General features: G+C 65.0%; 22 protein-coding genes. 5 read left to right on the top strand and 17 right to left on the bottom strand.

From position 1 onward, the window contains the following. Positions 1-33 precede the first annotated feature (33 nt). From ccoG to ccoN (IB261_RS18850), 9 genes are all read right to left on the bottom strand, one after another. Positions 34-1,449: a cytochrome c oxidase accessory protein CcoG gene (gene ccoG / locus IB261_RS18890; protein WP_192381377.1), complete on the bottom strand. Its 1,416-nt coding sequence runs from the start codon at positions 1,447-1,449 to the stop codon at positions 34-36. A gap of 210 nt (positions 1,450-1,659) precedes the next feature. Then, positions 1,660-2,625, bottom strand: a complete 966-nt coding sequence (gene ccoP, locus IB261_RS18885; protein ID WP_081518549.1) for a cytochrome-c oxidase, cbb3-type subunit III — start codon at positions 2,623-2,625, stop codon at positions 1,660-1,662. After that, entirely contained in the window at positions 2,622-2,813 is a 192-nt protein-coding gene (locus tag IB261_RS18880; RefSeq protein WP_024763940.1) for a cbb3-type cytochrome oxidase subunit 3, read from the bottom strand. The genes ccoP (IB261_RS18885) and IB261_RS18880 overlap by 4 nt, the downstream gene beginning before the upstream one ends. A 5-nt stretch (positions 2,814-2,818) precedes the next feature. After that, positions 2,819-3,427, bottom strand: a complete 609-nt coding sequence (gene ccoO / locus IB261_RS18875) for a cytochrome-c oxidase, cbb3-type subunit II (protein WP_017516817.1) — start codon at positions 3,425-3,427, stop codon at positions 2,819-2,821. Then, on the bottom strand, positions 3,427-4,869 hold the full coding sequence (gene ccoN, locus IB261_RS18870; RefSeq protein ID WP_081518548.1) for a cytochrome-c oxidase, cbb3-type subunit I: 1,443 nt from the start codon (positions 4,867-4,869) through the stop codon (positions 3,427-3,429). The genes ccoO (IB261_RS18875) and ccoN (IB261_RS18870) overlap by 1 nt, the downstream gene beginning before the upstream one ends. Before the next feature lie 341 nt (positions 4,870-5,210). Next, a complete protein-coding gene (gene ccoP / locus IB261_RS18865; protein ID WP_138214736.1) occupies positions 5,211-6,134 on the bottom strand; it encodes a cytochrome-c oxidase, cbb3-type subunit III in 924 nt (307 codons plus the stop codon). Beyond that, positions 6,131-6,322, bottom strand: a complete 192-nt coding sequence (locus IB261_RS18860; protein ID WP_017516305.1) for a CcoQ/FixQ family Cbb3-type cytochrome c oxidase assembly chaperone — start codon at positions 6,320-6,322, stop codon at positions 6,131-6,133. Before IB261_RS18860 ends, ccoP (IB261_RS18865) begins: the two co-directional genes overlap by 4 nt. Before the next feature lie 4 nt (positions 6,323-6,326). Further along, the gene (gene ccoO / locus IB261_RS18855) at positions 6,327-6,935 is read right to left on the bottom strand and encodes a cytochrome-c oxidase, cbb3-type subunit II (protein ID WP_017516306.1); all 609 of its coding nucleotides are present in this window, start codon (positions 6,933-6,935) and stop codon (positions 6,327-6,329) included. Positions 6,936-6,945: 10 nt separating this feature from the next. Further along, complete coding sequence (gene ccoN / locus IB261_RS18850) at positions 6,946-8,370, bottom strand: cytochrome-c oxidase, cbb3-type subunit I (RefSeq protein WP_138214734.1); 1,425 nt, start codon at positions 8,368-8,370, stop codon at positions 6,946-6,948. Between the two features lie 121 nt (positions 8,371-8,491). Between ccoN (IB261_RS18850) and IB261_RS18845 the strand changes: the two genes are divergently transcribed. Further along, entirely contained in the window at positions 8,492-9,190 is a 699-nt protein-coding gene (locus tag IB261_RS18845; protein WP_225605923.1) for an alpha/beta family hydrolase, read from the top strand. Between the two features lie 89 nt (positions 9,191-9,279). Beyond that, positions 9,280-10,452 (top strand): cationic peptide resistance protein CprA, encoded by a 1,173-nt coding sequence (cprA, locus tag IB261_RS18840; RefSeq protein ID WP_225605924.1) that lies wholly within the window; start codon positions 9,280-9,282, stop codon positions 10,450-10,452. An 85-nt stretch (positions 10,453-10,537) separates the two neighbouring features. Here the strand turns inward: cprA and IB261_RS18835 are convergent, their stop codons facing one another. Both IB261_RS18835 and acnA read right to left on the bottom strand, forming a co-directional pair. Continuing rightward, positions 10,538-12,103, bottom strand: coding sequence for a methyl-accepting chemotaxis protein (locus IB261_RS18835; protein ID WP_081518545.1), 1,566 nt, complete (start codon positions 12,101-12,103; stop codon positions 10,538-10,540). A 195-nt stretch (positions 12,104-12,298) separates the two neighbouring features. Then, positions 12,299-15,031 carry an aconitate hydratase AcnA gene (gene acnA / locus IB261_RS18830; protein ID WP_192381378.1) on the bottom strand — a complete coding sequence of 911 codons (2,733 nt, stop codon included), beginning with the start codon at positions 15,029-15,031 and terminating at the stop codon, positions 12,299-12,301. A 356-nt stretch (positions 15,032-15,387) separates the two neighbouring features. On the opposite strand from acnA, the gene rlmM reads away from it, so the two are divergent. Together rlmM and IB261_RS18820 are read left to right on the top strand one after the other, a co-directional pair. Further along, positions 15,388-16,455 (top strand): 23S rRNA (cytidine(2498)-2'-O)-methyltransferase RlmM, encoded by a 1,068-nt coding sequence (gene rlmM, locus IB261_RS18825; RefSeq protein WP_192381379.1) that lies wholly within the window; start codon positions 15,388-15,390, stop codon positions 16,453-16,455. 100 nt (positions 16,456-16,555) lie between these two features. After that, complete coding sequence (locus tag IB261_RS18820) at positions 16,556-17,434, top strand: MaoC family dehydratase (RefSeq protein ID WP_081518542.1); 879 nt, start codon at positions 16,556-16,558, stop codon at positions 17,432-17,434. A gap of 10 nt (positions 17,435-17,444) precedes the next feature. Here the strand turns inward: IB261_RS18820 and IB261_RS18815 are convergent, their stop codons facing one another. Continuing rightward, entirely contained in the window at positions 17,445-19,001 is a 1,557-nt protein-coding gene (locus IB261_RS18815; RefSeq protein ID WP_192381380.1) for an alpha/beta hydrolase, read from the bottom strand. A gap of 159 nt (positions 19,002-19,160) precedes the next feature. Here IB261_RS18815 and tusA point away from each other — a divergent pair, with 159 nt between their 5' ends. After that, entirely contained in the window at positions 19,161-19,400 is a 240-nt protein-coding gene (tusA, locus tag IB261_RS18810) for a sulfurtransferase TusA (RefSeq protein WP_015477744.1), read from the top strand. 192 nt (positions 19,401-19,592) lie between these two features. Here tusA and IB261_RS18805 read toward each other — a convergent pair whose 3' ends face one another. From IB261_RS18805 to IB261_RS18785, 5 genes are all read right to left on the bottom strand, one after another. Beyond that, positions 19,593-20,408: an ABC transporter permease gene (locus IB261_RS18805; protein ID WP_151187644.1), complete on the bottom strand. Its 816-nt coding sequence runs from the start codon at positions 20,406-20,408 to the stop codon at positions 19,593-19,595. A gap of 10 nt (positions 20,409-20,418) precedes the next feature. Beyond that, positions 20,419-21,255 (bottom strand): ABC transporter permease, encoded by an 837-nt coding sequence (locus IB261_RS18800; RefSeq protein ID WP_081518539.1) that lies wholly within the window; start codon positions 21,253-21,255, stop codon positions 20,419-20,421. A gap of 15 nt (positions 21,256-21,270) precedes the next feature. Continuing rightward, on the bottom strand, positions 21,271-22,386 hold the full coding sequence (locus IB261_RS18795) for an ABC transporter substrate-binding protein (RefSeq protein WP_081518538.1): 1,116 nt from the start codon (positions 22,384-22,386) through the stop codon (positions 21,271-21,273). A gap of 56 nt (positions 22,387-22,442) precedes the next feature. Continuing rightward, positions 22,443-23,528: an ABC transporter ATP-binding protein gene (locus IB261_RS18790; protein WP_081518537.1), complete on the bottom strand. Its 1,086-nt coding sequence runs from the start codon at positions 23,526-23,528 to the stop codon at positions 22,443-22,445. Between the two features lie 140 nt (positions 23,529-23,668). Next, positions 23,669-24,592, bottom strand: coding sequence for a LysR substrate-binding domain-containing protein (locus IB261_RS18785; protein WP_081518536.1), 924 nt, complete (start codon positions 24,590-24,592; stop codon positions 23,669-23,671). Positions 24,593-24,747 lie beyond the last annotated feature (155 nt).

The raw sequence follows: 24,747 nt of genomic DNA, 5'->3' as shown, positions 1-24,747 counted from the left end.
GCAACATGGGGTGCCAATTCGTTCAGCGTTGGTTCAACGAACGCGCGGGCCGATGAAGCGGCTGGTGGATTCCTTGCTGATGGACGGGTCGTCCACCGACTGGATGGTGAAGCTGATCTCGTTGGTGGTGGAGGGCAGCTTCTCCGGATCGATGGACAGTTCCACCGGCATGGTGAAGATGTCCCCGGCGGCAACCGAGATTTCCTTCTTGCCTTCCAGGATCAGGCCATCCATGCCCTTGGCGCTGAGCACGTAGGTGTGGTCTTTCTGGTCCTTGTTCATGACCTTCAGGCTGTACACGTTCTCGATGCGGCCTTCGGCGTTCTCGCGGTAGAGCACGCGGTCCTTGCTGACGTCGAAGCCCACCAGCGGGCGGATGACGACGGCGGTGATCAGCAGGCCGATCATGAGGCACAGGGCGATGGCGTAGCCGATCAGGCGCGGGCGCACCAGGTGGGTCTTCTGGCCCGACAGGTTGTGCTCGGTGGTGTAGCTGATCAGGCCGCGCGGGTAGTTCATCTTGTCCATGATGCTGTCGCAGGCGTCGATGCACGCGGCGCAGCCGATGCACTCGATCTGCAGGCCGTCGCGGATGTCGATGCCGGTCGGGCAGACCTGCACGCACATGGTGCAGTCGATGCAGTCGCCCAGGCCCTGGGCCTTGTAGTCGACGGTCTTCTTGCGCGGGCCGCGCTTCTCGCCACGACGCGGGTCGTAGGAGACGATCAGGGTGTCCTTGTCGAACATCACGCTCTGGAAGCGCGCGTAGGGGCACATGTAGATGCACACCTGCTCGCGCAGCCAGCCGGCGTTGCCGTAGGTGGCGAGGGTGAAGAAGCCGACCCAGAAGTAGGCCCAGCCGTCTGCCTGGCCGGTGACCAGATCGCTCAGCAGTTCGCGCATGGGGGCGAAGTAGCCGACGAAGGTCAGGCCGGTCACCAGGCCGATCAGCAGCCAGAGACTGTGCTTGGCGATCTTGCGCAGCAGCTTGTTGCCGCTCATGGGGGCCTTGTCGAGCTTCATGCGCTGGTTGCGGTCACCCTCGGTGACTTTCTCGCACCACATGAAGATCCAGGTCCATACGCTCTGCGGGCAGGTGTAGCCGCACCAGACGCGGCCGGCGAACACGGTGATGAAGAACAGGCCGAACGCGCTGATGATCAGCAGGCCGGAGAGGAGGATGAAGTCCTGCGGCCAGAAGGTCGCGCCAAAGATGTAGAACTTGCGCTCGGGCAGGTCCCAGAGAACCGCCTGGCGACCGTTCCAGGTCAGCCATACGGTACCGAAGTAGAGCAGGAAGAGGAGGGCGCCCCCGGCCATGCGGAGGTTGCGGAAGAACCCGGTAAAGGCTCGGGTGTAGATCTTTTCCCGGGAGGCATAAAGGTCGACGCCTTCACCCTTGCCCTTGGTGGGCGGAGTGACGTCCTGGACCGGAATTTGTTTGCTCATCAGTGCATTCCACGGCAGCGGGAGGGCGCCCTGTCGATACATGCCGAGAGGGTCAGAAATATGCTTGCACGCCTAACAATGATACGGCGTGGTGGGTGTTGCAACCGTGCGACAGTTGGTCGCGCAAGGAATTATGGACCCAGAAATAGAGCGGCGCCGGTGTAGAAACCGGCGCCGCTGGGTGTCGCTATGGGTGTAGGAAAGAGAGGCTTATTCGGCGCTCTTCTCACCTTCGCCATGGGACAGGCTGTACACGTAGGCAGCGAGCAGGTGAACCTGGTCTTTGCCCAGACGCTCCAGCTGAGCCGGCATCTGGCCCTGACGGCCGTAGCGGATGGTCTGCTGCAGCTGAGCGAAGCTCGAGCCGTAGATGAACGCAGCCGGGTGGGTCAGGTTCGGCGCGCCCATGGCGGCGGTGCCTTTGCCTTCAGCGCCGTGGCAAGCCACGCAGTTGGTGGAGAAGATCTTCTGGCCGTTGGCAACCTGCTCGTCAGTCACGCCTTCGGGCAGCTTGCGGCCGTCCAGCTTGGTGGTGACGAAGGCAGCTACGTCATGAACGCCCTGGTCGCCGATGACTTCGCCCCAGGCCGGCATGGCCGCGTGGCGACCGCCTTCGATGGTTGCGATGATGTCCTTCGGCTCGCCGCCCCAGCGCCAGTCGGCGTCGGTGAGGTTCGGGAAGCCGTGGGCACCCTTGGCGTCGGAACCGTGGCAGACGGAGCAGTTGGAAGCGAACAGGCGGTTACCCATTTTCAGGGCCTGCTCGTCCTTGGCCACTTCCTCGATCGGCATGGCGCCGAACTTGGCGTACAGCGGGCCGTACTTCTCATCGGCCTTGGCCATTTCCTTTTCCCACTGGTGCACACCGGTCCAGCCTTGTTCGCCGTTGGCGAATTCGGCCTTGTCCTGGTAGCCCGGCAGCAGGCCCTTCCAGTTGCCCAGGCCCGGGTACAGAACCAGGTAACCGAGGGCGAAGATGAAGGTGGCCACGAACAGCATGAACCACCACTTCGGCAGCGGGTTGTCGTACTCCTCGATGCCATCGAAGGCATGGCCGACGGTTTCATCGGTGGCTTCGTTGCGCTGACCGCGACGGGTGGCGAACAGCAGCCACGCCAGGGCGAAGATGGTGCCCAGGGTAAGTACGGTGACGTACAGACTCCAGAAGGTTGTCATTCTTTGTTGCTCCTAGAAGCTTGCTCTTGCTCGACGTGCTTTTTGGCGACCGGGTCATCCGCGAAGGGCAGCAGGGCGTCTTCGTCGAAGCGCTCCTTGCGTTTGCCGCCATAGGCCCAGAGCAGGACGCCGACGAAGGCGACCATGACTACGACGGTGCCGATACCGCGAATGGTCCCGATATCCATCACTGTCACCGTTTGCTCTTGATGATGGTGCCGAGGCCTTGCAGGTAGGCGACGACAGCGTCCATCTCGGTCTTGCCTTTGACGGCATCACGGGCACCGGCGATGTCTTCATCGGTGTAAGGCACGCCCAGCGTACGCAGGGCTTCCATTTTCTTCGCCGTGTCCTTGCCGTCGAGCTTGTTCTCCACCAGCCAGGGGTAGGAGGGCATCTTCGATTCCGGCACTACGTTGCGCGGGTTGTACAGGTGAGCGCGGTGCCAGTCGTCCGAGTAGCGGCCGCCGACGCGGGCCAGGTCCGGACCGGTACGCTTGGAACCCCACAGGAACGGGTGATCCCAGACGCTTTCACCGGCGACGGAGTAGTGGCCATAGCGCTCGGTCTCGGCGCGGAACGGACGGACCATCTGCGAGTGGCAGCCAACGCAGCCTTCGCGGATGTAGATGTCACGGCCTTCCAGTTCCAGCGCGGTGCGCGGCTTCATGCCCTCGACCGGCTTGTTGGTCACATCCTGGAAGAACAGCGGGACGATCTGGGTCAGACCGCCGATGCTCACCGCAATGACCATGAAGAAGGCCAGAAGGCCGATGTTCTTCTCGACTACTTCGTGCTTCATCAGTGAGCTCCTACAGCGGGGATCTGGGCAGCGGCATCGGCGTCAGCCAGTTTGAAACCGCGCACAGTACGGAAGGTGTTGTAGGCCATCAGCAGCATGCCGGAGGCGAAGAAGGCGCCGCCCAGAGCACGGACGATGAAGCCCGGGTGGCTGGCCTGCAGGGCTTCCACGAAGGAGTAGGTGAGGGTGCCGTCGGCGTTGATCGCGCGCCACATCAGGCCCTGGGTGATGCCGTTGACCCACATCGAGGCGATGTACAGAACGGTACCGATGGTGGCCAGCCAGAAGTGGGCGTTGATCAGGCCGATGCTGTGCATCTGCTCGCGACCGAAGACCTTCGGGATCAGGTGGTACAGGGAGCCGATGGAGATCATCGCAACCCAGCCCAGAGCGCCGGCGTGTACGTGGCCGATGGTCCAGTCGGTGTAGTGCGACAGGGAGTTGACGGTCTTGATCGCCATCATCGGGCCTTCGAAGGTGGACATGCCGTAGAAGGCCAGGGAAACCACCAGGAAGCGCAGGATCGGGTCGGTGCGCAGCTTATGCCAGGCGCCCGAGAGGGTCATCATGCCGTTGATCATGCCGCCCCAGCTCGGAGCCAGCAGGATCAGGGACATCACCATGCCCAGGGACTGGGCCCAGTCCGGCAGTGCGGTGTAGTGCAGGTGGTGCGGACCGGCCCAGATGTACAGGGTGATCAGCGCCCAGAAGTGCACGATGGACAGGCGATAGGAGTAGATCGGACGCTCGGCCTGCTTCGGAACGAAGTAGTACATCATCCCCAGGAAGCCGGTGGTCAGGAAGAAGCCCACGGCGTTGTGGCCGTACCACCACTGGATCATCGCGTCGGTGGCGCCGGCGTAGACCGAGTAGGACTTGAACCAGGTCACCGGCAGTTCCGCGCTGTTCACGATGTGCAGCATGGCGGTGACGAGGATGAAGCCGCCGTAGAACCAGTTGCCCACGTAGATGTGCTTGGTCTGGCGCTTGACGATGGTGCCGAAGAACACCACGGCGTAGGTGACCCAGACGATGGCCAGCAGGATGTCGATCGGCCATTCCAGCTCGGCGTACTCCTTGGAGGAGGTGTAGCCCAGCGGCAGGGTGATGCCGGCCAGCACGATCACCGCTTGCCAACCCCAGAAGGTGAAGGCCGCGAGGCTGTCAGAAATCAGGCGGGTCTGACAGGTGCGCTGTACGACGTAGTAGGAAGTTGCGAAGAGAGCACAGCCGCCGAAGGCGAAGATCACCAGGTTGGTGTGCAGCGGACGCAGGCGCCCGAAACTGGTCCAGGGAAGGTCCAGGTTCAACTGGGGCCAAACCAACTGTGAGGCGATGTAAACACCCACCCCCATTCCAAGTATCCCCCAGACCACCGTCATGATGGCGAACTGGCGGACGACCTTATAGTTATAAGCAGTCGGACTGATTGCTGTGCTCATTCTAAGGTTCCACGGTTTTTGGATTTTATGGACAAAAAAACGGCGGCAAGTATGGAGAAAGCAGGTGGCCATTGCAACGCGCCGGGCCTTGGCACGGTGCCGGTTCGACGCCTGCTCCGAAGCGCTTTGCGCCGCTGTTTGCGCCTGTTTCGAGTCGCCCGTACCAACCTGGGAAGTGGGTCAGGTTAGTCGTATTGCAGGTTTGCGAATGGAATCCAGCTTAGACGTGAACCGGAAGGGTGTGAAGAAAGGAGATAGAGAGGGTGCGACACTTCGTCGCGATATTGCGGGGGTAAGAAACTCGCGCCCGTTTTAGTGGGCGCGAGTTGGGGGCGGGGAGTTTACTTCGCCTGGCCGGAAATGTTGTAGATGTAACCGGCGAGAATGTGCACTTTGTCTTTGCCCAGGTATTGCTCCTGCGCTGGCATCTGGCCCTGGCGGCCGTGGCGGATGGTCTGCTGCAGTTGTGCGTAGCTGGAGCCGTAGATGAAGGCGCCCGGGTGGGTCAGGTCAGGCGCACCCATGATCGGGTTGCCCTTGCCTTCCGGACCATGGCAGGCGACACAGGTGGTAGCGAACAGCTTGCCGCCGTTGTCGACGTTGTCCGCAGTCACACCCTCGGGCAGCTTGCGGCCGTCGAGGTTGGCGGTGACGAACGCGGCGACGTCCTGAACGCCTTTCTCGCCCAGTACTTCGCCCCAGGCCGGCATGGCAGCGTGACGGCCACCGAGGATGGTGGTCTCGATGTCCTGGGCGGTACCGCCCCAGCGCCAGTCGCTGTCGGTCAGGTTCGGGAAACCCTGGGCGCCCTTGGCGTCCGAGCCGTGGCAGATGGAGCAGTAGGTGGCGAAGAGACGCTCGCCCATTTTCATGGCTTGCGGGTCTTTTGCCACTTCTTCCACGGGCATGGCGGCGTATTTGGCGAAGATCGGGCCATATTTTTCCTTGGCCAGGGCTTCTTCGCGCTCCCATTGCTTGTCCTGGGTCCAGCCGCCGTCGTAACCCGGCAGGATGCCTTTCCAGGTGCCCAGGCCCGGGTAGAGGACCAGGTAGCCGGCGGCGAACACGATGGTGCCGACGAACAGCAGGAACCACCACTTGGGCAGCGGGTTGTCGTATTCCTCGATGCCGTCGAAGGCATGGCCCATGGTCTGGTCGGTGGTGTTCGAGGACTGCCCGCTGCGGGTGGCGAATACCAGCCACAGCAGGGCGATCAGCGAGCCGACTGTTAGAACGGTGATGTACAGACTCCAGAAGGTAGTCATGCGTTGTTGCTCCTAGAAGCTTGCTCTTGCTCAGCGTGACGCTTGGCTGCCGGGTCATCCGCGAAGGGCAGTAGCGCGTCTTCGTCGAAGCGCTCCTTGCGTTTGCCGCCGTAAGCCCAGAGCAGTACGCCGACGAAGGCCACCATCACGATGACGGTGCCGAGGCCGCGAATGGTCCCGATATCCATGCTGTCACCGCTTGTTCTTGATGGAGGTGCCGAGGACCTGCAGGTACGCGACCACCGCGTCCATTTCGGTCTTGCCTTTGACGGAATCGCTGGCGCCAGCGATGTCGTCGTCCGTGTAGGGCACGCCCATGACACGCATCACTTCCAGTTTCTTCGCCGTGTCCTTGCCGTCGAGCTTGTTCTCGACCAGCCAGGGGTAGGCGGGCATCTTCGACTCCGGCACCACGTTGCGCGGGTTGTACAGGTGCGCGCGGTGCCAGTCGTCCGAGTAGCGGCCGCCGACGCGGGCCAGGTCCGGACCGGTACGCTTGGAGCCCCAGAGGAACGGGTGGTCCCAGACGCTTTCGCCGGCGACGGAGTAGTGGCCGTAGCGCTCGGTCTCGGCGCGGAACGGACGGATCATCTGCGAGTGGCAACCTACGCAGCCCTCGCGGATGTACACGTCACGGCCTTCCAGTTGCAGCGCGGTGTAGGGCTTCATGCCTTCCACCGGGGTGTTGGTGACGTCCTGGAAGAACAGCGGAACGATCTGGGTCAGGCCGCCGATGCTGACGGCGACGGCCATGCACAGGGCCAGCAGGCCGACGTTTTTCTCGAGTACTTCGTGTTTCATGTCGGTCTCCTCAGGCCATCTGCGCCGCGGCTTGCATTTCAGCCGGCTTGGCGGCAGCGACGGTGCGCCAGACGTTGTAGGCCATGACCAGCATGCCCAGCAGGAAGATGGCACCACCGATCATCCGCACGATGAAGCCGGGGTGGCCAGCGGCCAGGGCTTCGACGAAGGAGTAGGTGAGGGTGCCGTCGGAGTTCACTGCGCGCCACATCAGGCCCTGGGTGATGCCGTTGACCCACATCGAGGCGATGTACAGAACGGTGCCAATGGTGGCCAGCCAGAAGTGGGTGTTGATCAGGCCCACGCTGTGCATCTGCTCGCGACCGAAGACCTTCGGGATCATGTGGTAGAGCGAGCCGATGGAGACCATGGCTACCCAGCCCAGAGCGCCGGCGTGTACGTGGCCGATGGTCCAGTCGGTGTAGTGGGAGAGGGCGTTGACGGTCTTGATGGCCATCATCGGGCCTTCGAAGGTGGACATGCCGTAGAAGGCCAGGGAAACCACCAGGAAGCGCAGGATCGGGTCGGTGCGCAGCTTATGCCAGGCGCCCGAGAGGGTCATCATGCCGTTGATCATGCCACCCCAGCTCGGAGCCAGCAGGATCAGGGACATCACCATGCCCAGGGACTGAGCCCAGTCCGGCAGGGCGGTGTAGTGCAGGTGGTGCGGGCCGGCCCAGATGTAGACGGCGATCAGTGCCCAGAAGTGCACGATGGACAGGCGGTAGGAGTAGACCGGACGCTCGGCCTGCTTGGGCACGAAGTAGTACATCATCCCCAGGAAGCCGGCAGTCAGGAAGAAGCCCACGGCGTTGTGCCCGTACCACCACTGGATCATGGCGTCTGTGGCGCCCGAGTACAGCGAGTAGGACTTGGTCAGGCTGACCGGGATTTCCAGGTTGTTGACCACGTGCAGGATGGCCACGGTCAGGATGAAGCCGCCGAAGAACCAGTTGCCCACATAGATGTGCTTGGTCTTGCGCTTCATCAGCGTGCCGAAGAAGACGATGGCGTAGGAAACCCACACAATGGTGATCAGGATGTCGATCGGCCATTCCAGCTCGGCGTACTCCTTGGAGGAGGTCATGCCCAGCGGCAGGGTGATGGCGGCACACAGGATCACCAGCTGCCAACCCCAGAAGGTGAAGGAAGCGAGGGTGTCGGAGAACAGGCGGGTCTGGCAGGTACGCTGCACCGAGTAGTAGCTGGTGGCGAACAGTGCGCAGCCGCCGAAGGCGAAGATCACCGCGTTGGTATGCAGCGGACGCAGGCGGCCGAAGCTCGTCCACGGTAAGCCGAGGTTAAGGTCCGGCCACACCAGTTGCGCGGCGATCAGGACACCGACGGCCATGCCGACGATCCCCCACACCACTGTCATAATGGCGAACTGGCGGACCACCTTATAGTTATAAGCGGTCTGATTGGTTGTGCTCATTTATGGGCTTCCATCCACGGTTATGGGCTATGCCCATCCCGGCAAGGTTTTTTACGGCTTACGGCGTATGCCGCCCCTCCCCCTTGGGATAGGTACTAATTCGGAATTAGCGGAGTGAAGGATGGATAAAGGCACTTCCCGGAATATTGATTCGGATCAATTGGCACCTGAGACCCCTGTCGCGGGCGCCTGCGGTCCTTTGTCGCTGCTGCGGAACCCGGCACGGCGCGAACTGTCAGCGACGCTGGTTCTGGCGCACGGAGCGGGTGCGCCGATGGACAGTCCGTTCATGGACGACATTGCCGCGCGCCTGGCCGAAAGGGGTATCTCCGTGGTGCGCTTCGAGTTCCCCTATATGGCTATGCGCCGGGAGGATGGAAAGCGCCGTCCGCCAACCCCCCAGAAGCAGTTGCTCGAGTGCTGGCGGCAGGTTTACGCGCAGGTCCGCGCCGAGGTGCAGGGCAGGCTGGCCATTGGCGGCAAGTCCATGGGCGGGCGGATGGCCAGCCTGCTGGCGGACGAGCTTGGCGCTGATGCGCTGGTCTGTCTCGGCTACCCGTTCTACGCCGCCGGCAAGCCGGAGAAGCCTCGGGTTGCCCATCTCGCCGATCTGCAGACGCCGACCCTGATCGTGCAGGGCGAACGTGATGCGCTGGGCGATCGCCCCACGGTCAAGGGCTACTCGCTGTCGCCGGCAATCCAGCTGCAGTGGCTGGCCGCTGCCGACCACGACCTCAAACCGCTCAAGGCTTCCGGGTTGACCCACGAGCAGCATCTGGAAAGCACCGCCGCGAGGATCGAAGCTTTTCTATTGCGCTAATCGGTCCTTAATGCAGGCGTTCCTATCCTCGCCGGCGTCGGCTCTCCGCAGTCGACGCCCCGCTTCCAGAGGACAGGCCGAACGCTGCCATGAACCCCGATTACGCTGAACGCATTGCCACCCAACCCTTCCGATACGCCCCCGGCGCCGCGCGCAGCCTGTTGCTGACTGGCGCTACCGGCTTCCTTGGCGGCTCCGTTGCCGCTCACCTGATCGCCGACGGTCACAGCCTGGCGTTGCTGTTCCTCGTCCGGGCAGAAACTCCGGAGCAGGGCCTGGAGCGGCTGCGCGACAACCTGCGCCTGCACTGCGTGCCGGAGATTGCGCTGGAGGGCCTTCAAGAGAACCAGATTCTCTGCGGCGACCTGCTGGACACCGCATGGATGCAGGGCGAGCGCGCCCGCCTCATGCGTGTGGAGCAGGTGATCAACTGCGCGGCGGTGGCCTCGTTCTCGAAGAACCCGAGCATCTGGCCGGTAAACGTCGAGGGCACCTTTGCGTTTGCCCGCCTGCTCAGCCAGTCGCGCAACCTCAAGCGCTTCCTCCATGTAGGGACCGCCATGTGCTGCGGCCCGCAGCGCGAGTCGCCAGTGTGCGAGTCGTGGGATTTCCCCGACAGCGAAGAGCAACTGGTGGACTACACCGCCTCCAAGGCCGAGATCGAGCGGCGCATGCGCGAGGAACTGCCGTCGTTGCCGCTGGTGGTGGCGCGCCCGTCCATCGTGGTTGGGCACCGCGAACTGGGTTGCCGTGCGTCGGGGAGCATTTTCTGGGTGTTCCGCATGGGCTTCGCCCTGGAGAGCTTCACCTGCGGCCTGGACGAGCAGATCGATGTGATCCCGGTGGACTACTGCGCCGAAGCGCTGGTAGCCCTGGCGCTGAAGCCGACACTGAGCCACAGCCTCTACCACATCTCTGCCGGCCACGGTTCGGCGTGCACCTTCGGCGAGATCGATCGCGCCTATGCCGACGCTCGTGGCGAGGAGCCTGTGGGCGCGCGTTATCGCAAGGTCAGCAGCGAGAACCTGCGCGAATTGGCCGGCAGCTTCGAGAGCCGCATCGGCAAGGCCAATCCACGCCTGGTGCTGCGGGCGTTACGCCTATACAGCGGCTTCGCGGACCTCAACTACCTGTTCGACAACCAGCGTCTGCTGGATGAGGGCATCGCCGCGCCGCCGCGCTTTACCGACTACCTCGACGTGTGCGTGCACTCCTCGCGGGATGTCAGCATCCCGGCTCAGATGCAGTGGGACTTCAAGTAGCTAAATAGGCATCCGCTGCAGGAGCGCGCCATGCCCGCGATCGCGCGCATGGCGCGCTCCTACAAGTCGTCCAGCAGGCCCGTACTCAGCGGTTGAACCGCTCCACCAGCGAGTACTGGCGGTGCGCAGTCTGCGTCAGCTCCTCGCTGAGCAGCGCGGTGCGCTGGGCCTCGCCGGAGGTCTGGTCGGCCAGGTTGGCGATGGTGCTGATGTTGCGGTTGATCTCTTCCGCCACGGCGCTCTGTTCCTCGGCAGCGGCGGCGATCTGGGTGGCCATCTCGGTGATGTTGGCCACCGCGTCGCTGATCCCCACCAGCGCGTTATCCGCCTGCAGCACGCGCTCCACGCCTTCGTCGGCCTGGCGGCGGCCGGAGTCCATGGCGCGCACCGCCTCGGTGGCGGTGTTCTGCAGGTTGGCGATGAGCTGGTGAATCTGCCCGGTGGACTCGGCAGTGCGCTGGGCCAGGGAGCGGACTTCATCGGCGACCACGGCGAAACCGCGGCCCATCTCGCCGGCGCGGGCAGCTTCGATGGCGGCGTTGAGCGCCAGCAGGTTGGTCTGGTCGGCGATGCCCTTGATCACGTCCACCACGCCACCGATCTGCTCGCTGTCGCGGGCCAGTTGGCTGACTGCTTCACCGGTTTCGCCCACGGAGCTGGAAAGACGCTGCATGGCCTCGCGCGTCTCGGCGGCGATCTGCCGGCCTTCGGTGGTCAGGTTGTTGGCCTGGCGAGTGGCGTCGGCGGTGCGCTGCACGTTGTCGGCCACTTCCTGGGTGGTGGCGGCCATCTGGTTGACGGCGGTGGCGACCTGCTCGGTTTCCTGGCGCTGGCGGTCCAGCCCGGCGGAGCTGTGGTGGGCCAGGGAGTCGGCTTCACGGGCCTGCTCGGTGAGCGTTTCGGCGGTGTCCTGCAGGCGGGTCAGACAGGTCTTCAACCGTGCCTCTTGGCTGAGGATCGACATTTCCAGGCGCGCCTGGGCGCCACGGCTGTCGGTGTACATCTGCGCGATAAGCGGGTCGGATGTGGTCTGTTCGGCCAGGCGCAGCAGGCGTTTGAGCCCGCGTTGCTGCCAGCCCAGGCCTGCCAGGCCCAGCGGGATCGAGAGCAGTGCGGCGAGCAGGAAGCCCCAGTGGGAGTTCAGCCAGACGCCGATGAGGAAGCCGATCTGGCCGATCAGGATGAACGGCAGCCAGTCCAGCAGCACCGGCAACCAGCGGTCGCGGGCGGGGATGGCCGACTTGCCGGCATTGATCCGCGCGTACAGCGCTTCGGCGCGGCGTACCTGTTCGGCGGTGGGCTTCACTCGCACCGATTCGTAGCCGACGATCTCGTTGTGCTCGTACATCGGCGTGACGTAGGCGCTGACCCAGTAATGGTCGCCGTTCTTGCAGCGGTTCTTGACGATGCCCATCCAGGGGCGGCCTTTCTTCAGGGTCGTCCACATGTGTGCGAACACCGCCGGCGGCACGTCCGGATGGCGCACCAGGTTGTGCGCGGCACCCACCAGCTCCTCGCGGGAGAAGCCGCTGATGGCGCTGAAGGCATCGTTGACGTAGCTGATGACACCGCGGGCGTTGGTCGTGGAGATCAGCCGCTGTTCGGCGGGGAAGGTGCGTTCACGCTGGGTGATCGGCTGGTTGTTGCGCATCAGGCTGGGATCTCGGAGAAAGGCGAATTGGCACGTCTGTCCAGCTTATCGGCCGCTGGATCGAAAATTTGATGGCGATCACAGAAAAATGTCAGAAGAGTGACGCCGAGAGAATGACGATAGCGTATCGCCATCGGTCACGGAAATGAAACGAAAGAAGGAGGGCGGCGGCCCGTTGCAGGCCGCCGCACCGCTTTAGATCAGGCTGCGCAGCACGTAGTGGAGGATGCCGCCGGCCTTGAAGTACTCGACTTCGTTCTGGGTATCGATGCGGCAGAGCACCTCGAAACTGTCCTGGCTGCCGTCCTCGCGCTTCACCGTGACCTTGAGGTTCATGTGCGGCTTCAGCTCGCCCGACAGGCCGCTGATGCTCAGCACTTCCTTGCCGGTCAGCTTCAGCGCCTTGCGGTCCTGGCCGTCCTTGAACTGCAGCGGCAGCACGCCCATGCCTACCAGGTTGGAGCGGTGGATACGTTCGAAGCTTTCGGCGATCACGGCTTTCACGCCCAGAAGGTTGGTCCCCTTGGCCGCCCAGTCGCGGGACGAACCGGTGCCGTATTCCTTGCCGGCGACGATCACCAGCGGGGTGCCGTCCTGCTGGTAACGCATGGCGGCGTCGTAGATCGCCAGCTTGTCGCCGGTGGGAACGTAGAGCGTGTTGCCGCCTTCCTCGCCGCCGAGCATCTCGTTCTTGATGCGGATGTTGGCGAAGGTGCCGCGCATCATCACCTCATGGTTCCCACGGCGCGAGCCGTAGGAGTTGAAGTCGGCGTAAGCCACGCCGTGCTCGCTGAGGTAGCGGCCGGCGGGGCTGTCCTTCTTGATGTTGCCGGCGGGGGAGATGTGGTCAGTGGTCACCGAGTCGCCCAGTACCGCGAGGATGTTGGCGCCCTGGATATCCGCGACTTTCGGTGGCGCCTCGGCGATGTGCTCGAAGAACGGCGGATGCTGGATGTAGGTGGAATCGTCCTGCCAGGTGTAGGTCTGGGCGTCCGGCACCTGGATCGCACGCCATTTCTCATCGCCCTGGAAGACTTCGGCGTACTCCTTGTGGAACATCGCCGTGTCGACCTTCTGTACGGCGTCGGCGATTTCCTGCTGGGTCGGCCAGATGTCCTTCAGATAGACCGGTTGGCCATCCTTGCCGGTGCCCAGTGGGTCTTTCGTCAGGTCGGTGCGCACGGTGCCGGCCAGTGCATAGGCGACCACCAGCGGCGGCGAGGCCAGCCAGTTGGTCTTCACCAGCGGATGAACGCGGCCCTCGAAGTTGCGGTTGCCGGAGAGCACCGAGGCGACGGTCAGGTCCGCCTGCTGCACGGCCTTCTCGATGGGGTCGAGCAGCGGGCCGGAGTTGCCGATGCAGGTGGTGCAGCCGTAGCCGACCAGATCGAAGCCCAGCTCGTCGAGATAACGGGTCAGGCCGGCGGCGTGGAAGTACTCGGTGACCACCTTGGAGCCGGGAGCCAGCGAGCTCTTCACCCAGGGCTTGCGCTGCAGGCCCTTCTCCAGCGCCTTCTTCGCCAGCAGGCCGGCGGCCATCATCACGCTGGGGTTGGAGGTGTTGGTGCAGGAAGTGATGGCGGCGATCACCACCGCGCCGTTCTTCAGCCGATAGGTGTGGCCGTCGTGCTGGTAGTCAGCCTCGCCGGTCTGGGCTGCCGCGCCCACGGCGGCGCCACCACCACCCTCGCTGAGCAGGCGGCCTTCCTCGGTGGAGGCGGGTTTGATCTGCAGGCCGAGGAAGTCATCGAAGGCCTGGCTGACATGGCCGAGGGCGACGCGGTCCTGCGGGCGCTTGGGCCCGGCGAGGCTGGCCTCGACGTCGCCCATGTCCAGTTGCAGGGAGTCGGTGAATACCGGTTCGTGGCCTGTCTCGCGCCACAGGCCCTGGGCCTTGCTGTAGGCCTCCACCAGTTTGACCGCGTCGTCCGGGCGGCCGGACAGGCGCAGGTAGCCCAGGGTGATCTCGTCCACCGGGAAGAAGCCGCAGGTGGCGCCGTATTCCGGGGCCATGTTGGCGATCGTGGCGCGGTCGGCCAGCGGCAGGTCGGCGAGGCCGTCGCCATAGAACTCGACGAATTTTCCGACGACACCTTTCTTGCGCAGCATCTGGGTGACGGTCAGCACCAGGTCGGTGGCGGTAATGCCTTCCTTCAGCTTGCCGGTGAGCTTGAAGCCGATCACCTCGGGAATCAGCATCGACACCGGCTGGCCGAGCATGGCCGCTTCCGCCTCGATGCCGCCCACGCCCCAGCCGAGTACGCCGAGGCCGTTGATCATGGTGGTGTGCGAGTCGGTGCCGACCAGGGTGTCGGGGAAGGCGTAGGTACGGCCGTCCTCGTCCTTGGTCCAGACGGTGCGCCCCAGGTACTCCAGGTTGACCTGGTGGCAGATGCCGGTGCCCGGCGGCACCACGCGGAAGTTGTCGAAGGCGTTCTGCCCCCAGCGCAGGAAGGCGTAGCGCTCGCCGTTGCGCTCCATCTCGATCTCGACGTTCTGAGCGAAGGCGGACTGGCTGGCGAACTTGTCCACCATCACCGAGTGGTCGATGACCAGGTCGACGGGGGACAGTGGGTTGATCTTCTGCGGGTCGCCGCCGGCCTTGGCCATGGCGTCGCGCATGGCGGCGAGGTCGACCACCGCCGGTACGCCGGTGAAGTCCTGCATCAGCACGCGGGCGGGGCGGTACTGGATCTCGCGCTCGGAGCTGCGGGTCTTCAGCCAGCCGGCCAGGGCTTTGAGGTCGTCGCCGGTGACGGTGTTGCCGTCCTCCCAGCGCAACAGGTTTTCCAGCAGGACTTTCAGGGACATGGGCAGCTTGCCCAGGTCCCCCAGACTCTTCGCCGCTTCAGGCAGGCTGTAGTAGTGATAGGTCTTGCCGGCAACCTCAAGGGTGCGCAGGCTGTTCAGGCTATCCACTGCGGGCATGACATTCTCCTCAGGCTTGGATTCTGCTCGTGATCGGCGGCGCGGCCGAATCAACGGCGCACTGGCGATACTTGGCGAAGGAGGGCGCTAACGTCCTGATCCATCGCAGGCCTACTTCAGACAGGCCGCAATCGGGGGCAATCTTCGCCAGGCAGGGCAATCATCGGGCAGTCTTCTGGCGGGCTGGGCCAGACCACTCAAGCTAGACCGCCCGAAGGGGTATTGCCATCTGTTCTGGACCCCAGGTTCCTGAGTGGGGTTCAGAACAAGTGGCTCAGGTCGTGGGATATTTCCGGCGAATCTGCATGAAACCTTCGTGGCCAGCCTCTATAGTGCGCGGCCAAGGAGACACCCCGATGAATACCCTCTTACTGCATTGCCGTCCGGGCTTCGAGAACGAGGTCTGTGCCGAGCTGTCCGAGCACGCCGCGCGCCTGGACATCCCCGGCTACGCCCGAGCCAAGCCGGCCTCCGCCTACGCCGAGTTCATCTGCATGGACGCCGATGGCGCTGACCGCCTGATGCGCCAGCTGCGTTTCCCTGAGCTGATCTTCCCGCGTCAGTGGGCGCGTGGTAACGGCTTCACTGCGCTGCCGGAAACCGACCGTATCGGCGCGATCCTCGAAGCCCTCGCCGGCTTTGCGCAATGCGGCAGCCTCTGGCTGGAGGTGTTCGACACCAACGATGGCAAGGAACTTTCGACTTTCTGCCGCAAGTTCGAGAAGCCCCTGCGCGCCGCCCTGGTGAAAGCCGGCAAGCTGGTGGAAGACCCCAGCCTGCCGCGCCTGCTGCTGACCTTCCGTTCCGGCCGCGAGGCCTTCATCGGCCTGGCCGAGGCGCGCAACTGCGCCATGTGGCCCATGGGCATCCCGCGGCTGAAGTTCCCCCGCGAGGCGCCCAGCCGTTCGACGCTGAAACTGGAAGAGGCCTGGCACCATTTCATTCCCCGCGCCGACTGGGACCGCCGCCTGGCGCCGGACATGCTTGCCGTGGACCTGGGCGCATCGCCCGGCGGCTGGACCTGGCAGCTGGTGAACCGGGAGATGCGCGTGGTCGCCGTGGACAACGGGCCGATGGCGGAGAACCTGATGTACTCCGGGCTGGTCGAGCACCAGCGCGTTGACGGTTACGCCTTCCGTCCGCGCCAGCGCATGGACTGGATGGTCTGCGACATCGTCGAGAAGCCCGCGCGCACTGGCGCGATGATCGAAACCTGGATCGGCGAGGGGCTGTGCCGCGAGGCCATCGTCAACCTCAAGCTGCCGATGAAGCAGCGTTACGCCGAGGTGCGGCGCATCCTCGACCGCCTGGGGGAGTCCTTCCGCGAGCGCGGGCTCAAGGTGCAGATCGGCTGCAAGCAGCTCTATCACGACCGCGAGGAAGTGACCTGCCACCTGCGCCGCATTGAGAAGGGCGAGCGCTAGCGACGCGCAACTGCCCGGTCACGCCACCCGACCTTCGGTGACTTGCCGCGTCGCCCGGCATTGCCCATGCTGTGCGGCGCGAGATCTTCCGGAGACCTTCGTGAAGCGAAAGTTGCCCTCCCTCCTGGGCAGTTACAGCCGCATGCTGCTGCCACGCCGTGGCCTCGGCCAGGGCGAGCGCGTGCCCTACCTGGCGATGGATAGTCGCACCCTGAAATTCGACCTGCGCCACCTGCGCGCGTACCGCCAGCATTTCGGCCTCGACCCGACGCTGGGCGTGCCGCTGCTCTATCCGCAGGTCATCAGCCTGCCGCTGCACCTGCGCCTGCTCAGCCGCTCGCGCATGCCGCTGTCGGTGGTCGGGCTGATCCACCTGCGCAGCCATATCCAGCGCTACCGTCTGCTCGACGAGAACGAGCCGCTGCAGTTCGACTGCCGCATCCTCACCAGCCGCCGCAGCGAACTGGGCCTGGAGGTGGACGTGGTCACCGAGGCCTGGCACCACGACATGCTCTACTGGCAGTCGATCACCACCTATCTGCGCCGGGGCGACTTCCTCGATGGCGGGAGCGAGCCTGATCCGCTGCCCGAGCGTGCCCAGTGGCACACCCTGGAAGCACCGGTGCATTCCGGCGTGCAGTGGCGCGTGCCGAAGATCGTCGGCTGGCGCTACGCCGGGCTCAGCGGCGACTTCAACCCGCTGCACCTGTCGCGGCTGATGGCCTCGCACTATGGCTTCGGCAAGCCCTTCGCCCACGGCATGTGGGGCCTGGCGCGCAGCCTGACTGGCCGCCGCCTGGCCGAGAACGTGCGCCTGGACGCGCACTTCAAGGCGCCGCTGCCGCTGGGGAGCCAGGTGAAGCAGGTATACCGCCGCCTGGGCAAGAAGGAACAATGGGCGCTGCTGCCCGCCGAGGGCGATGGTCAGCCGATGCTGCTGGCGCAGCTGGACGAAGCGCCGGACGGGCCTTTGCGCTGAGGGTCCGCTCCTACAGGGAGCCCGCGACTCGTGGTTGCAGCGGGATGAGGTTGGGCAGTTGTACTTCGCCCTGCAGCTCTACCGGCGCAATTCGCCAGGAACTGTTGAACAGGTACTGGTCGCTGAACCCGCTCACCAGCAATCCGATTTCATCCCCCGGCGCGAGGCTGGCGCTGACGGCGTTCAGCCGCGTGCTGCCCTGGTTTGCCAGCGGTTTCACCTGTTCGTCCAGGCGTCGGGTGCTGCCATCGGCGCTGCGAATCGCCAGGGCGGCGAACAACTGCGCCTCGGGGCGCTCCGTCAGCGGCTGGTTCAGGCGTACTTCGGCGCTGCCGAGCAGGGCGCTGTGTTCGCTGACGCGCTGCAAGGGGATGAACCGTGAAGGCTGCAGCAGACCGCTCACTGCCGGGCGGATGGCGGTGCCCGGCAATGCCACGGTGGGGCCGGGAGCCGGCAGATCATCCAGCGCCACGCCCTGGTCAAGATCGAGGCTGATGCACAGGTCCGGCACGCCGTCGGCGGCGCCGGGGCGCTTGCGCAGCTTTTCCTCGTACCAGGCGACGATGCCGGTGTAGAGGTTGATCGCCCGCGAGCCGCAGTGGATCACCGGCTCGTTGTTGAACGGTGGCAGTCCGCTCCAGGCCTGCAACGGCGGCGGTAGGATGTGCCCGCCCTGCATGCCCAGCAGGCGCACGTCCGCCGGGCCCTGTTTCAGGCACTGGCGGATCTGCAGGCCCTGGTCCAGCGGGAACAGCGTGTCGCGCAGGCCCTGGATCAACAGGGCGTCAGCGTGGGGCCGGCGACCGGCCGCGCAATAGCTGGCAAGGCTGTTGGCATGCAGCTCCGCCTGCACCGGTGCAGCCATGCGCCCACCGGTGGTATGCAGGTAATCGGCCTGGACGAACTTGCCCAGGTCGTAGCCCGTGGCCAGCCCCAGGCTCACCAGCACGCCGCCCCAGCCGATCTTCAGCTGGCCATCCGGTGCCAGGGCATCGGCCAGGTCGTACCAGGTGGCGATGGGGACGATGGCATCGATGCGCGAGTCTTCTGCGGAGGCCAGCAGTTGCACGGCGCCGCCGTAGCTTTCGCCGAGCATGCCGACGCGCGGATCGTTCGGGCCGTCCATTGTCAGCCGCGCCAGGTGCGTGGCAGCCCAGTCGATCACCGCGCTGGCGTCCTGCACCTCGAACTGCGGGTTCATCATCTCGATGCGCCCGTCGCTGCCGCCCCAGCCGCGCTGGTCGTAGCTGACCACCCAGAAACCGGCCTTCCAGGCGCGCAGCGCGGCGCGGCCGGACATCATGTTCTTGCCGTAGTAACCATCCGGACCGGTCACCCGCCAACCGCCCCAGCCGTGGGTGTGGACGATCAGCGGGGCGTTTTCGCCGGCCTTGAGCGCCGGTTGGAACACGGTGGCGGAGAGCCTGGTGCCGTCGCGGGCGGTGATGACGGCCTCGAACCAGGTGGCCGGCAGGTCTTTGCCTTCGCTGGCGTTGAAGTCGGGGACCTGGTCGCGGGCGGCGCAGCCGGCGAGCAGCGCAAGGCACAGGCAGAGGAGGGCGCGCATCGTCATTCCTGTCGATATGGGAGCTGGGCGAATGCGCCAGCATGCCCGGCGCCCGCAGCGCCCACCCCCAACCAAGGTTCGGTGACCCGGACGGACGCGGGGTGACCGCACGGTGCGCTTTGCGCGACAATGCGCCATTGGTTTTTCTGGAGTTACGCGATGTCCCAGCCTGTCGATGCGATTCTCGACGCCACCGGCCTGAACTGCCCCGAGCCGGTCATGATGCTGCACAACAAGGTGCGCGACCTGCCGGCCGGCGGCCTGCTCAAGGTGATCGCCACCGACCCTTCCACCCGCCGCGACATCCCCAAGTTCTGCGTCTTCCTCGGCCATGAGCTGGTGGAGCAGCAGGAAGAGGCGGGGACCTACCTGTACTGGATTCGCAAGAAAGCGGAGTGATCCGCCGGGCCGCTTCGTTCCCGATTCGCAGGATGAACGCTTTGCAGGATGGGGGAGCGCAGCGATACCCATGCTGTGTGCGCAGGAAATCGATGGGTATCGCTGCACTCCACGCCATCCTACGTAGAGCTTCCCTGCGTGATTTTCGCGAGGCTGGATGGCGTATGACGTTGAGCGTCATACGCTTGGCCTTCAGCTGCCGACCGGGCGCGCGGCGATGCGCTGGGCGATCATCCGCCCGATCAGCGCGACGAAGGTCAGGGCGATCAGCACCACCGAAATGGCCGCCACGGCCGGGTCGATGTTGTCGCGCAGGCCGGACCAGATCTGCCGCGGCAGGGTGTTCACCTCGGTGCTGGTGACGAACAGGGTCACCGCGATCTCCTCCCAGCTCAGCGCGAAGCACAGTAGTGCGGTGCTCGCCACGCCCAGCTTGAGGTTCGGCAGCACCACCATGAAGGTGGTCTGGCCCAGGCTCGCGCCGAGGTTGCGCGCGGCCAGTTCGATGCGCCGGTCCAGTTGGCTCAGCGCTACCAGCATGGTCACCACACCGTAGGGCACCACCATCACGATGTGCGCGATGGTGAGGCCGAACAGGGTGTCGTAGCCCAGGCCGGGAGCGAACTGGCTGACCTTGGTTTCCATGAAGTACAGGACCATCGCCGAGATCATCGGCGGGATCGCCATGGGCAGCAGCACCAGGCCGATCAGCAGGGTCGCCAGGCGCGAGCGCAGGTACCAGATGCCGAGGCTGAAGCTCACCGCCAGCGCGGTCGCGATGATGCAGGTGGCGGTGGCGACCATCAGGCTCTGCCCGATCGCCGAGAGCCATTCCGGGCTGTCCAGCAGCGCCTGGTAATGGCGCAGCGACCAGTTGCCGTTGGGCATCGAGAGGAAGCGCTTGCTGGTGAAGGACACCGGGATCACCGCCAGCAGCGGGAAGACCATGAAGATCATCGCCATGGTCGCCAGCAGGCGGCTGGGGGCTTTGGTTTCGTGTGCGTTCATCGTTGAGTCCTCAGCCGACCAGCTTGTCGACGCGGGTCATGCGCAGCAGCGCCCAGATCATCCCGCTGACCAGCGCCAGCAGCACCACCGATAGCGCGGCACCCAGGCCCCAGTTGCTGGTCTGGAACATCTGCAGGTAGACGTACTCGGCCACCATCACGGTCTGCCCGCCGCCGAGGATCGCCGGGGTGATGAAGAAGCCCAGGCAGAACACGAAGACGATGATGAAGGCGCCGAGGATGCCGGGAATGGTCTGCGGCACGAAGATGCTCCAGAAGGTGCGCATCTGCCCGGCGCCCAGGCCGCGCGCGGCCAGCAGCACGCGCGGGTCCAGGCGGCGCATGGTCGACACCAGCGGGAACAGCGCGAAGGGCACCATGAAGTGCACCATGCCGATCACCACGCCCATCTCGTTGCGGGTGAGCTGCAACGGCTCGCTGGTGATGCCCAGGTACTGCAGCCAGTCGTTGAGCAGGCCGTTGCTGCGCAGCGCGATCAGCCAGCCGAAGGCGCGCACCAGCACCGACAGCCAGAACGGGATGAACACGCAGATTTCCACCACGCGCTGCCAGAACGGCGGGCTGTAGACCCAGCAGTAGGCCATCAGGTAGGCGATCAGCAGGGAGATCACGCTGACCGTGGTGCACAGGCGGAAGGTCCGCCAGAGCACGTCGTGGATCGCCGGGTCCGTCATGATCCGCTGGTACTGCTCGATCCCCGGCTCCGGCAGGGTCACGCTCCAGCCGAGCACGCCGAGGAAGGGCAGTACGTAGAACACGATCAGAACCACCGGCAGCGGCAGCAGCAGGGCGCCCAGCTTGAGCCGCGAGGGGGCGTTATCGGCCATGACCTGCGCTCCGCGTCACTTGGAAATGTGGGTCAGGTACTGCTCCAGGGTCGCCGCGTAGTGGTCGGTGTACCACTCGTGGCTGAGCATCACCTGCTTGGGCAGGTTGGACGGATCGGTGCAGTTCAGGTGCTTGCGGTCGTCCGGGATCAGCGCGGCGGCGGCGGGGTTGGCCGGGCCGTTGCCGAACATCTTGAACAGCTCGACCTGGGACTGCGGGTCCTGGGCGTAGGCGATGAACTTCATGGCCGCCTCGGTGCCGGCCGGGTTGCCCTTGAGCACGCCCCAGTTGCTGCAGCCCAGCAGGGCGTTGTCGAAGGTCCACTTGATGCGGCCTTCGCTGTCCTCGGTGATCACCTGGGCGCGGGTGTTCCAGATGGCGCCCATGGACACTTCGCCCTCGATCAGCAGCTGCTGGGTCTCCGCGCCCGAGCCCCAGAAGGCCAGCACGTGGGGCTTGAGCTCCTCGATCTTCTTCATGGCGCGAGCCACGTCCAGCGGGTAGAGCTTGTCCGGCGCCACGCCGTCGGCCAGCAGCGCGGCCTCGAGCATGCCGTTCATCCACTTGTAGAGGGTGCGCTTGCCGGGGAAGGTCTTCACGTCCCAGAAGTCGGCCCAGGTCTTGGGCACCTTGTCGCCGAAGCGCTCGCTGTCGTAGGCGATCACGTAGCTGAGCATGTAGTCGGCGATGCCGTATTCGTAGGCGAAGCCGGGCAGCACCTTGTCCTTCGAGACGACGTTGTAGTCGATGGCCTGCACCAGCCCTTCCTTGCCCAGGTTCTGCAGGATCGAGCTTTCCGCGTCGACCACGTCCCAGCTCACCCGGCCGCTGGACAGCTGAGTGCGGATGGCGCCTTCGGTGGGGCCGCTGCCGTCGATCTTCACCGGGATGCCGGTGGCCTTGGAGAAGCCCTCGGTCCAGGCCTTGCCGAACGCCTTGATGGCGTCGCCGCCCCAGTTCACCACCACCAGCGGCTTGTCGCCGGCAGCGAAGCTCACGCCGCTGCGCAAGGCCAGCGGCAGGGCCGCCATCAGGCCCATGCCCTTGAGGAAGGTGCGGCGGTCAATCTGCCCGCGGCGGGTCTTTTCGATGAGGACTTCGATGCAGTCTTGCTGGTGAGGATTGAACATGGGTGCAGCTCCCGATCAGGTGGGATGGCGAATAGGGGACGAACGCGTTCGGCGACTCAGGCGATCAGCAGGCTTTTCTCGATGGGCCAGCTCAGCCAGACCTTGGCGCCCTGTTCCAGGCGCGAGGCCTGGTGGTCGGCATGCACGGCCAGGCTCATCGGTTGCTTGCCCTCGCTGCCGGCACCCAGGCACAGCTCGGTGCTGGCGCCCTGGTAGGTCTTGGCGGTGAGCACCGCCTGCACCACGTTGTGGCCGTTCACCTGCGGCGGCACGCTATGCAGCTGCATGTGTTCCGGACGCACGGCCAGCAGCGGTGCTTCGGCCTGCACGGCCGGCGAGTAGCCGGCGCGCAGCTCGGCCTCGCCGAAGCGTCCGCAGGCCAGCTCGCCGGCGCGCCCCACCTGGCTCAGCGGGAACAGGTTCATCTTGCCGAGGAACTCGGCGACGAAGCGGTTGCTGGGCTGGTTGTAGATGGTCTGCGGGTCGTCGACCTGGGCCAGTTGGCCGCGGTTGAAGATGGCGATGCGGGTGGACAGGGCGAGGGCTTCGTTCTGGTCGTGGGTGACGAAGACGAAGGTGGTGCCGACCTGGCGGTGGATGCGCTGCAGTTCGGCCTGCAGCTGCTCGCGCAGGTTCTTGTCCAGTGCCGAAAGGGGTTCGTCGAGCAGCAGCATGTCTGGCTCGAACACCAGCGCCCGGGCGATGGCCACGCGTTGCTGCTGGCCGCCGGAGAGCTCGCCGGGGCGCTTGCCCAGGTGCTCGCCGAGGCCGACCACGTCGAGCATGTGGCGTACGCGGCGGTTCCGCTCCTCGGCCTTCACGCCACGGATCTTCAGCGGGAAGGCGACGTTGTCCTCGATGCTCATGTGCGGGAACAGGGCGTAGCCCTGGAACACCATGCCGAAGTTGCGCTTCTCGGCGGGGCGCCGGGTGATGTCGGCGCCGCCCTCTTCGAGCTTGCCGCGGGACGGGTCCTGGAAGCCGGCGAGGATCATCAGGAAGGTGGTCTTGCCGGAGCCCGAAGGCCCGAGGAGGGTGAGGAACTCGCCCTGCTGGATGTCGATGGACACGTTGTCCAGCGCGTTGAAACTGCCGTAGCTCTTGCCGATGCCGATGGCACGTAGTTGGGGCTGTCGCTCCACTGCACTTACCTCGATTTCTTGTTCTTGTTCGAGCGGCCGCCGGGTGAGGATCGGGGTAAAAATCAGCGGCCTTTTTTTAATGCAGTATTGTTAAATCTCTCTCCGCATCAATCGCGTTTTTTTGCCCTCATTGTTCGAAATCATTCACCTATCACGGCGCTCCGGCCGCTGTGGCGGAACTGCTCGGACATCCGCAGCTCGGCCTTCATCCAGGCCTTGAAGGCCCGCACGTCGGGGCGTTCGGACTTGGCAGGATCGGTGACGAAGTAGTAGCGATTGGGCGGTTCGATGGCGACGTTGAACAACCGCACCAACTGCCCCTTGGCCATGGCGTCGCCGCTGACCAGCGCATCGCCCATGGCCACGCCTTGCCCGGCGATGGCCGCCGACTGCACCAGGTGCGCATCGGAGAAGACGATGCCGTTGCGCACGTTGAGGTTCTTCACCCCGGCGGCGGCGGTCCACAGCAGCCAGTCGGAGTGATCGACCATGTGCAGGAAGGGCAGGCTGGCGAGGTCTTCCGGCGAGTCGAGGCCGCCGACGGAGTTGATCAGCGACGGGCTGCACACGGGAAAGGTGTCCAGGGTGGCGATCAGGTCGACGTGCAGGTCGGTCCAGTCGCCCACGCCGTAGGCGATGAACAGGTCGACGTCGCGGTCGCTGACGTCGTCGGGCACCCGCGGCGAGACCAGGTTCAGCTCCACCTGCGGGTGGGCTCGCTGGAACTTGCCGATCTGGTGGCACAGCCAGTAGGTGGCGAATCCGGGCGTGCAGCTCACGCACAGGCGGCCGGAGACTTCCTCGGCATTGGCGAAGCGCCGCGCCTCGTTGAGGATCGCCAGGGCGCGCTGGGTTTCGCGAGCGAAGCATTCGCCGTGGTAGGTCAGCGCGATGCCGCGGCCAACCCGCTCGGTGAGCGGGATGCCCAGGCAGTCTTCCAGGCTGTGCAACTGGTGGCTGACGGCGCTGCGGGTCAGGCTCAGTTCGCTGGCCGCGCCGGACAGGCTGCCCAGGCGGGCAACGGCGTCCAGCACGCGCAGGGCGGTCATCGAGGGGAAACGCATGGCTCACTCCAATTTCGAAGTGGAGCCTTTATCCCTGAGCGGGGCGGTGGTGTCGAGTGGCTGCGGGTACGGGCGGAGAGGGTGGGTGTTTCAGGGCGTTTCGCTTGGCGCCTGCAGCGGGTGCCCTGCTGCGACAGATGCTCACTTGTAGGAGC

The sequence above is a fragment of the Pseudomonas sp. PDM20 genome, from assembly GCF_014852575.3.
GTDB lineage: Bacteria > Pseudomonadota > Gammaproteobacteria > Pseudomonadales > Pseudomonadaceae > Pseudomonas.
This window is presented reverse-complemented; position numbering and strand designations above follow the sequence as displayed.

Bases quoted from the DNA above. Each gene is read 5' to 3' on its own strand.
- IB261_RS18845 (WP_225605923.1), top strand. From the start codon at position 8,492: ATGGATAAAGGCACTTCCCGGAATATTGATTCGGATCAATTGGCACCT.
- IB261_RS18805 (WP_151187644.1), bottom strand. From the start codon at position 20,408: ATGAACGCACACGAAACCAAAGCCCCCAGCCGCCTGCTGGCGACCATG.
- tusA (WP_015477744.1), top strand. From the start codon at position 19,161: ATGTCCCAGCCTGTCGATGCGATTCTCGACGCCACCGGCCTGAACTGC.
- IB261_RS18815 (WP_192381380.1), bottom strand. From the start codon at position 19,001: ATGCGCGCCCTCCTCTGCCTGTGCCTTGCGCTGCTCGCCGGCTGCGCC.
- IB261_RS18800 (WP_081518539.1), bottom strand. From the start codon at position 21,255: ATGGCCGATAACGCCCCCTCGCGGCTCAAGCTGGGCGCCCTGCTGCTG.
- acnA (WP_192381378.1), bottom strand. From the start codon at position 15,031: ATGCCCGCAGTGGATAGCCTGAACAGCCTGCGCACCCTTGAGGTTGCC.
- ccoO (WP_017516817.1), bottom strand. From the start codon at position 3,427: ATGAAGCACGAAGTAGTCGAGAAGAACATCGGCCTTCTGGCCTTCTTC.
- IB261_RS18795 (WP_081518538.1), bottom strand. From the start codon at position 22,386: ATGTTCAATCCTCACCAGCAAGACTGCATCGAAGTCCTCATCGAAAAG.
- rlmM (WP_192381379.1), top strand. From the start codon at position 15,388: ATGAATACCCTCTTACTGCATTGCCGTCCGGGCTTCGAGAACGAGGTC.
- ccoP (WP_081518549.1), bottom strand. From the start codon at position 2,625: ATGACAACCTTCTGGAGTCTGTACGTCACCGTACTTACCCTGGGCACC.
- cprA (WP_225605924.1), top strand. From the start codon at position 9,280: ATGAACCCCGATTACGCTGAACGCATTGCCACCCAACCCTTCCGATAC.
- ccoG (WP_192381377.1), bottom strand. From the start codon at position 1,449: ATGAGCAAACAAATTCCGGTCCAGGACGTCACTCCGCCCACCAAGGGC.
- ccoN (WP_138214734.1), bottom strand. From the start codon at position 8,370: ATGAGCACAACCAATCAGACCGCTTATAACTATAAGGTGGTCCGCCAG.
- IB261_RS18860 (WP_017516305.1), bottom strand. From the start codon at position 6,322: ATGGATATCGGGACCATTCGCGGCCTCGGCACCGTCATCGTGATGGTG.
- ccoO (WP_017516306.1), bottom strand. From the start codon at position 6,935: ATGAAACACGAAGTACTCGAGAAAAACGTCGGCCTGCTGGCCCTGTGC.
- IB261_RS18785 (WP_081518536.1), bottom strand. From the start codon at position 24,592: ATGCGTTTCCCCTCGATGACCGCCCTGCGCGTGCTGGACGCCGTTGCC.
- IB261_RS18835 (WP_081518545.1), bottom strand. From the start codon at position 12,103: ATGCGCAACAACCAGCCGATCACCCAGCGTGAACGCACCTTCCCCGCC.
- ccoN (WP_081518548.1), bottom strand. From the start codon at position 4,869: ATGAGCACAGCAATCAGTCCGACTGCTTATAACTATAAGGTCGTCCGC.
- ccoP (WP_138214736.1), bottom strand. From the start codon at position 6,134: ATGACTACCTTCTGGAGTCTGTACATCACCGTTCTAACAGTCGGCTCG.
- IB261_RS18880 (WP_024763940.1), bottom strand. From the start codon at position 2,813: ATGGATATCGGGACCATTCGCGGTATCGGCACCGTCGTAGTCATGGTC.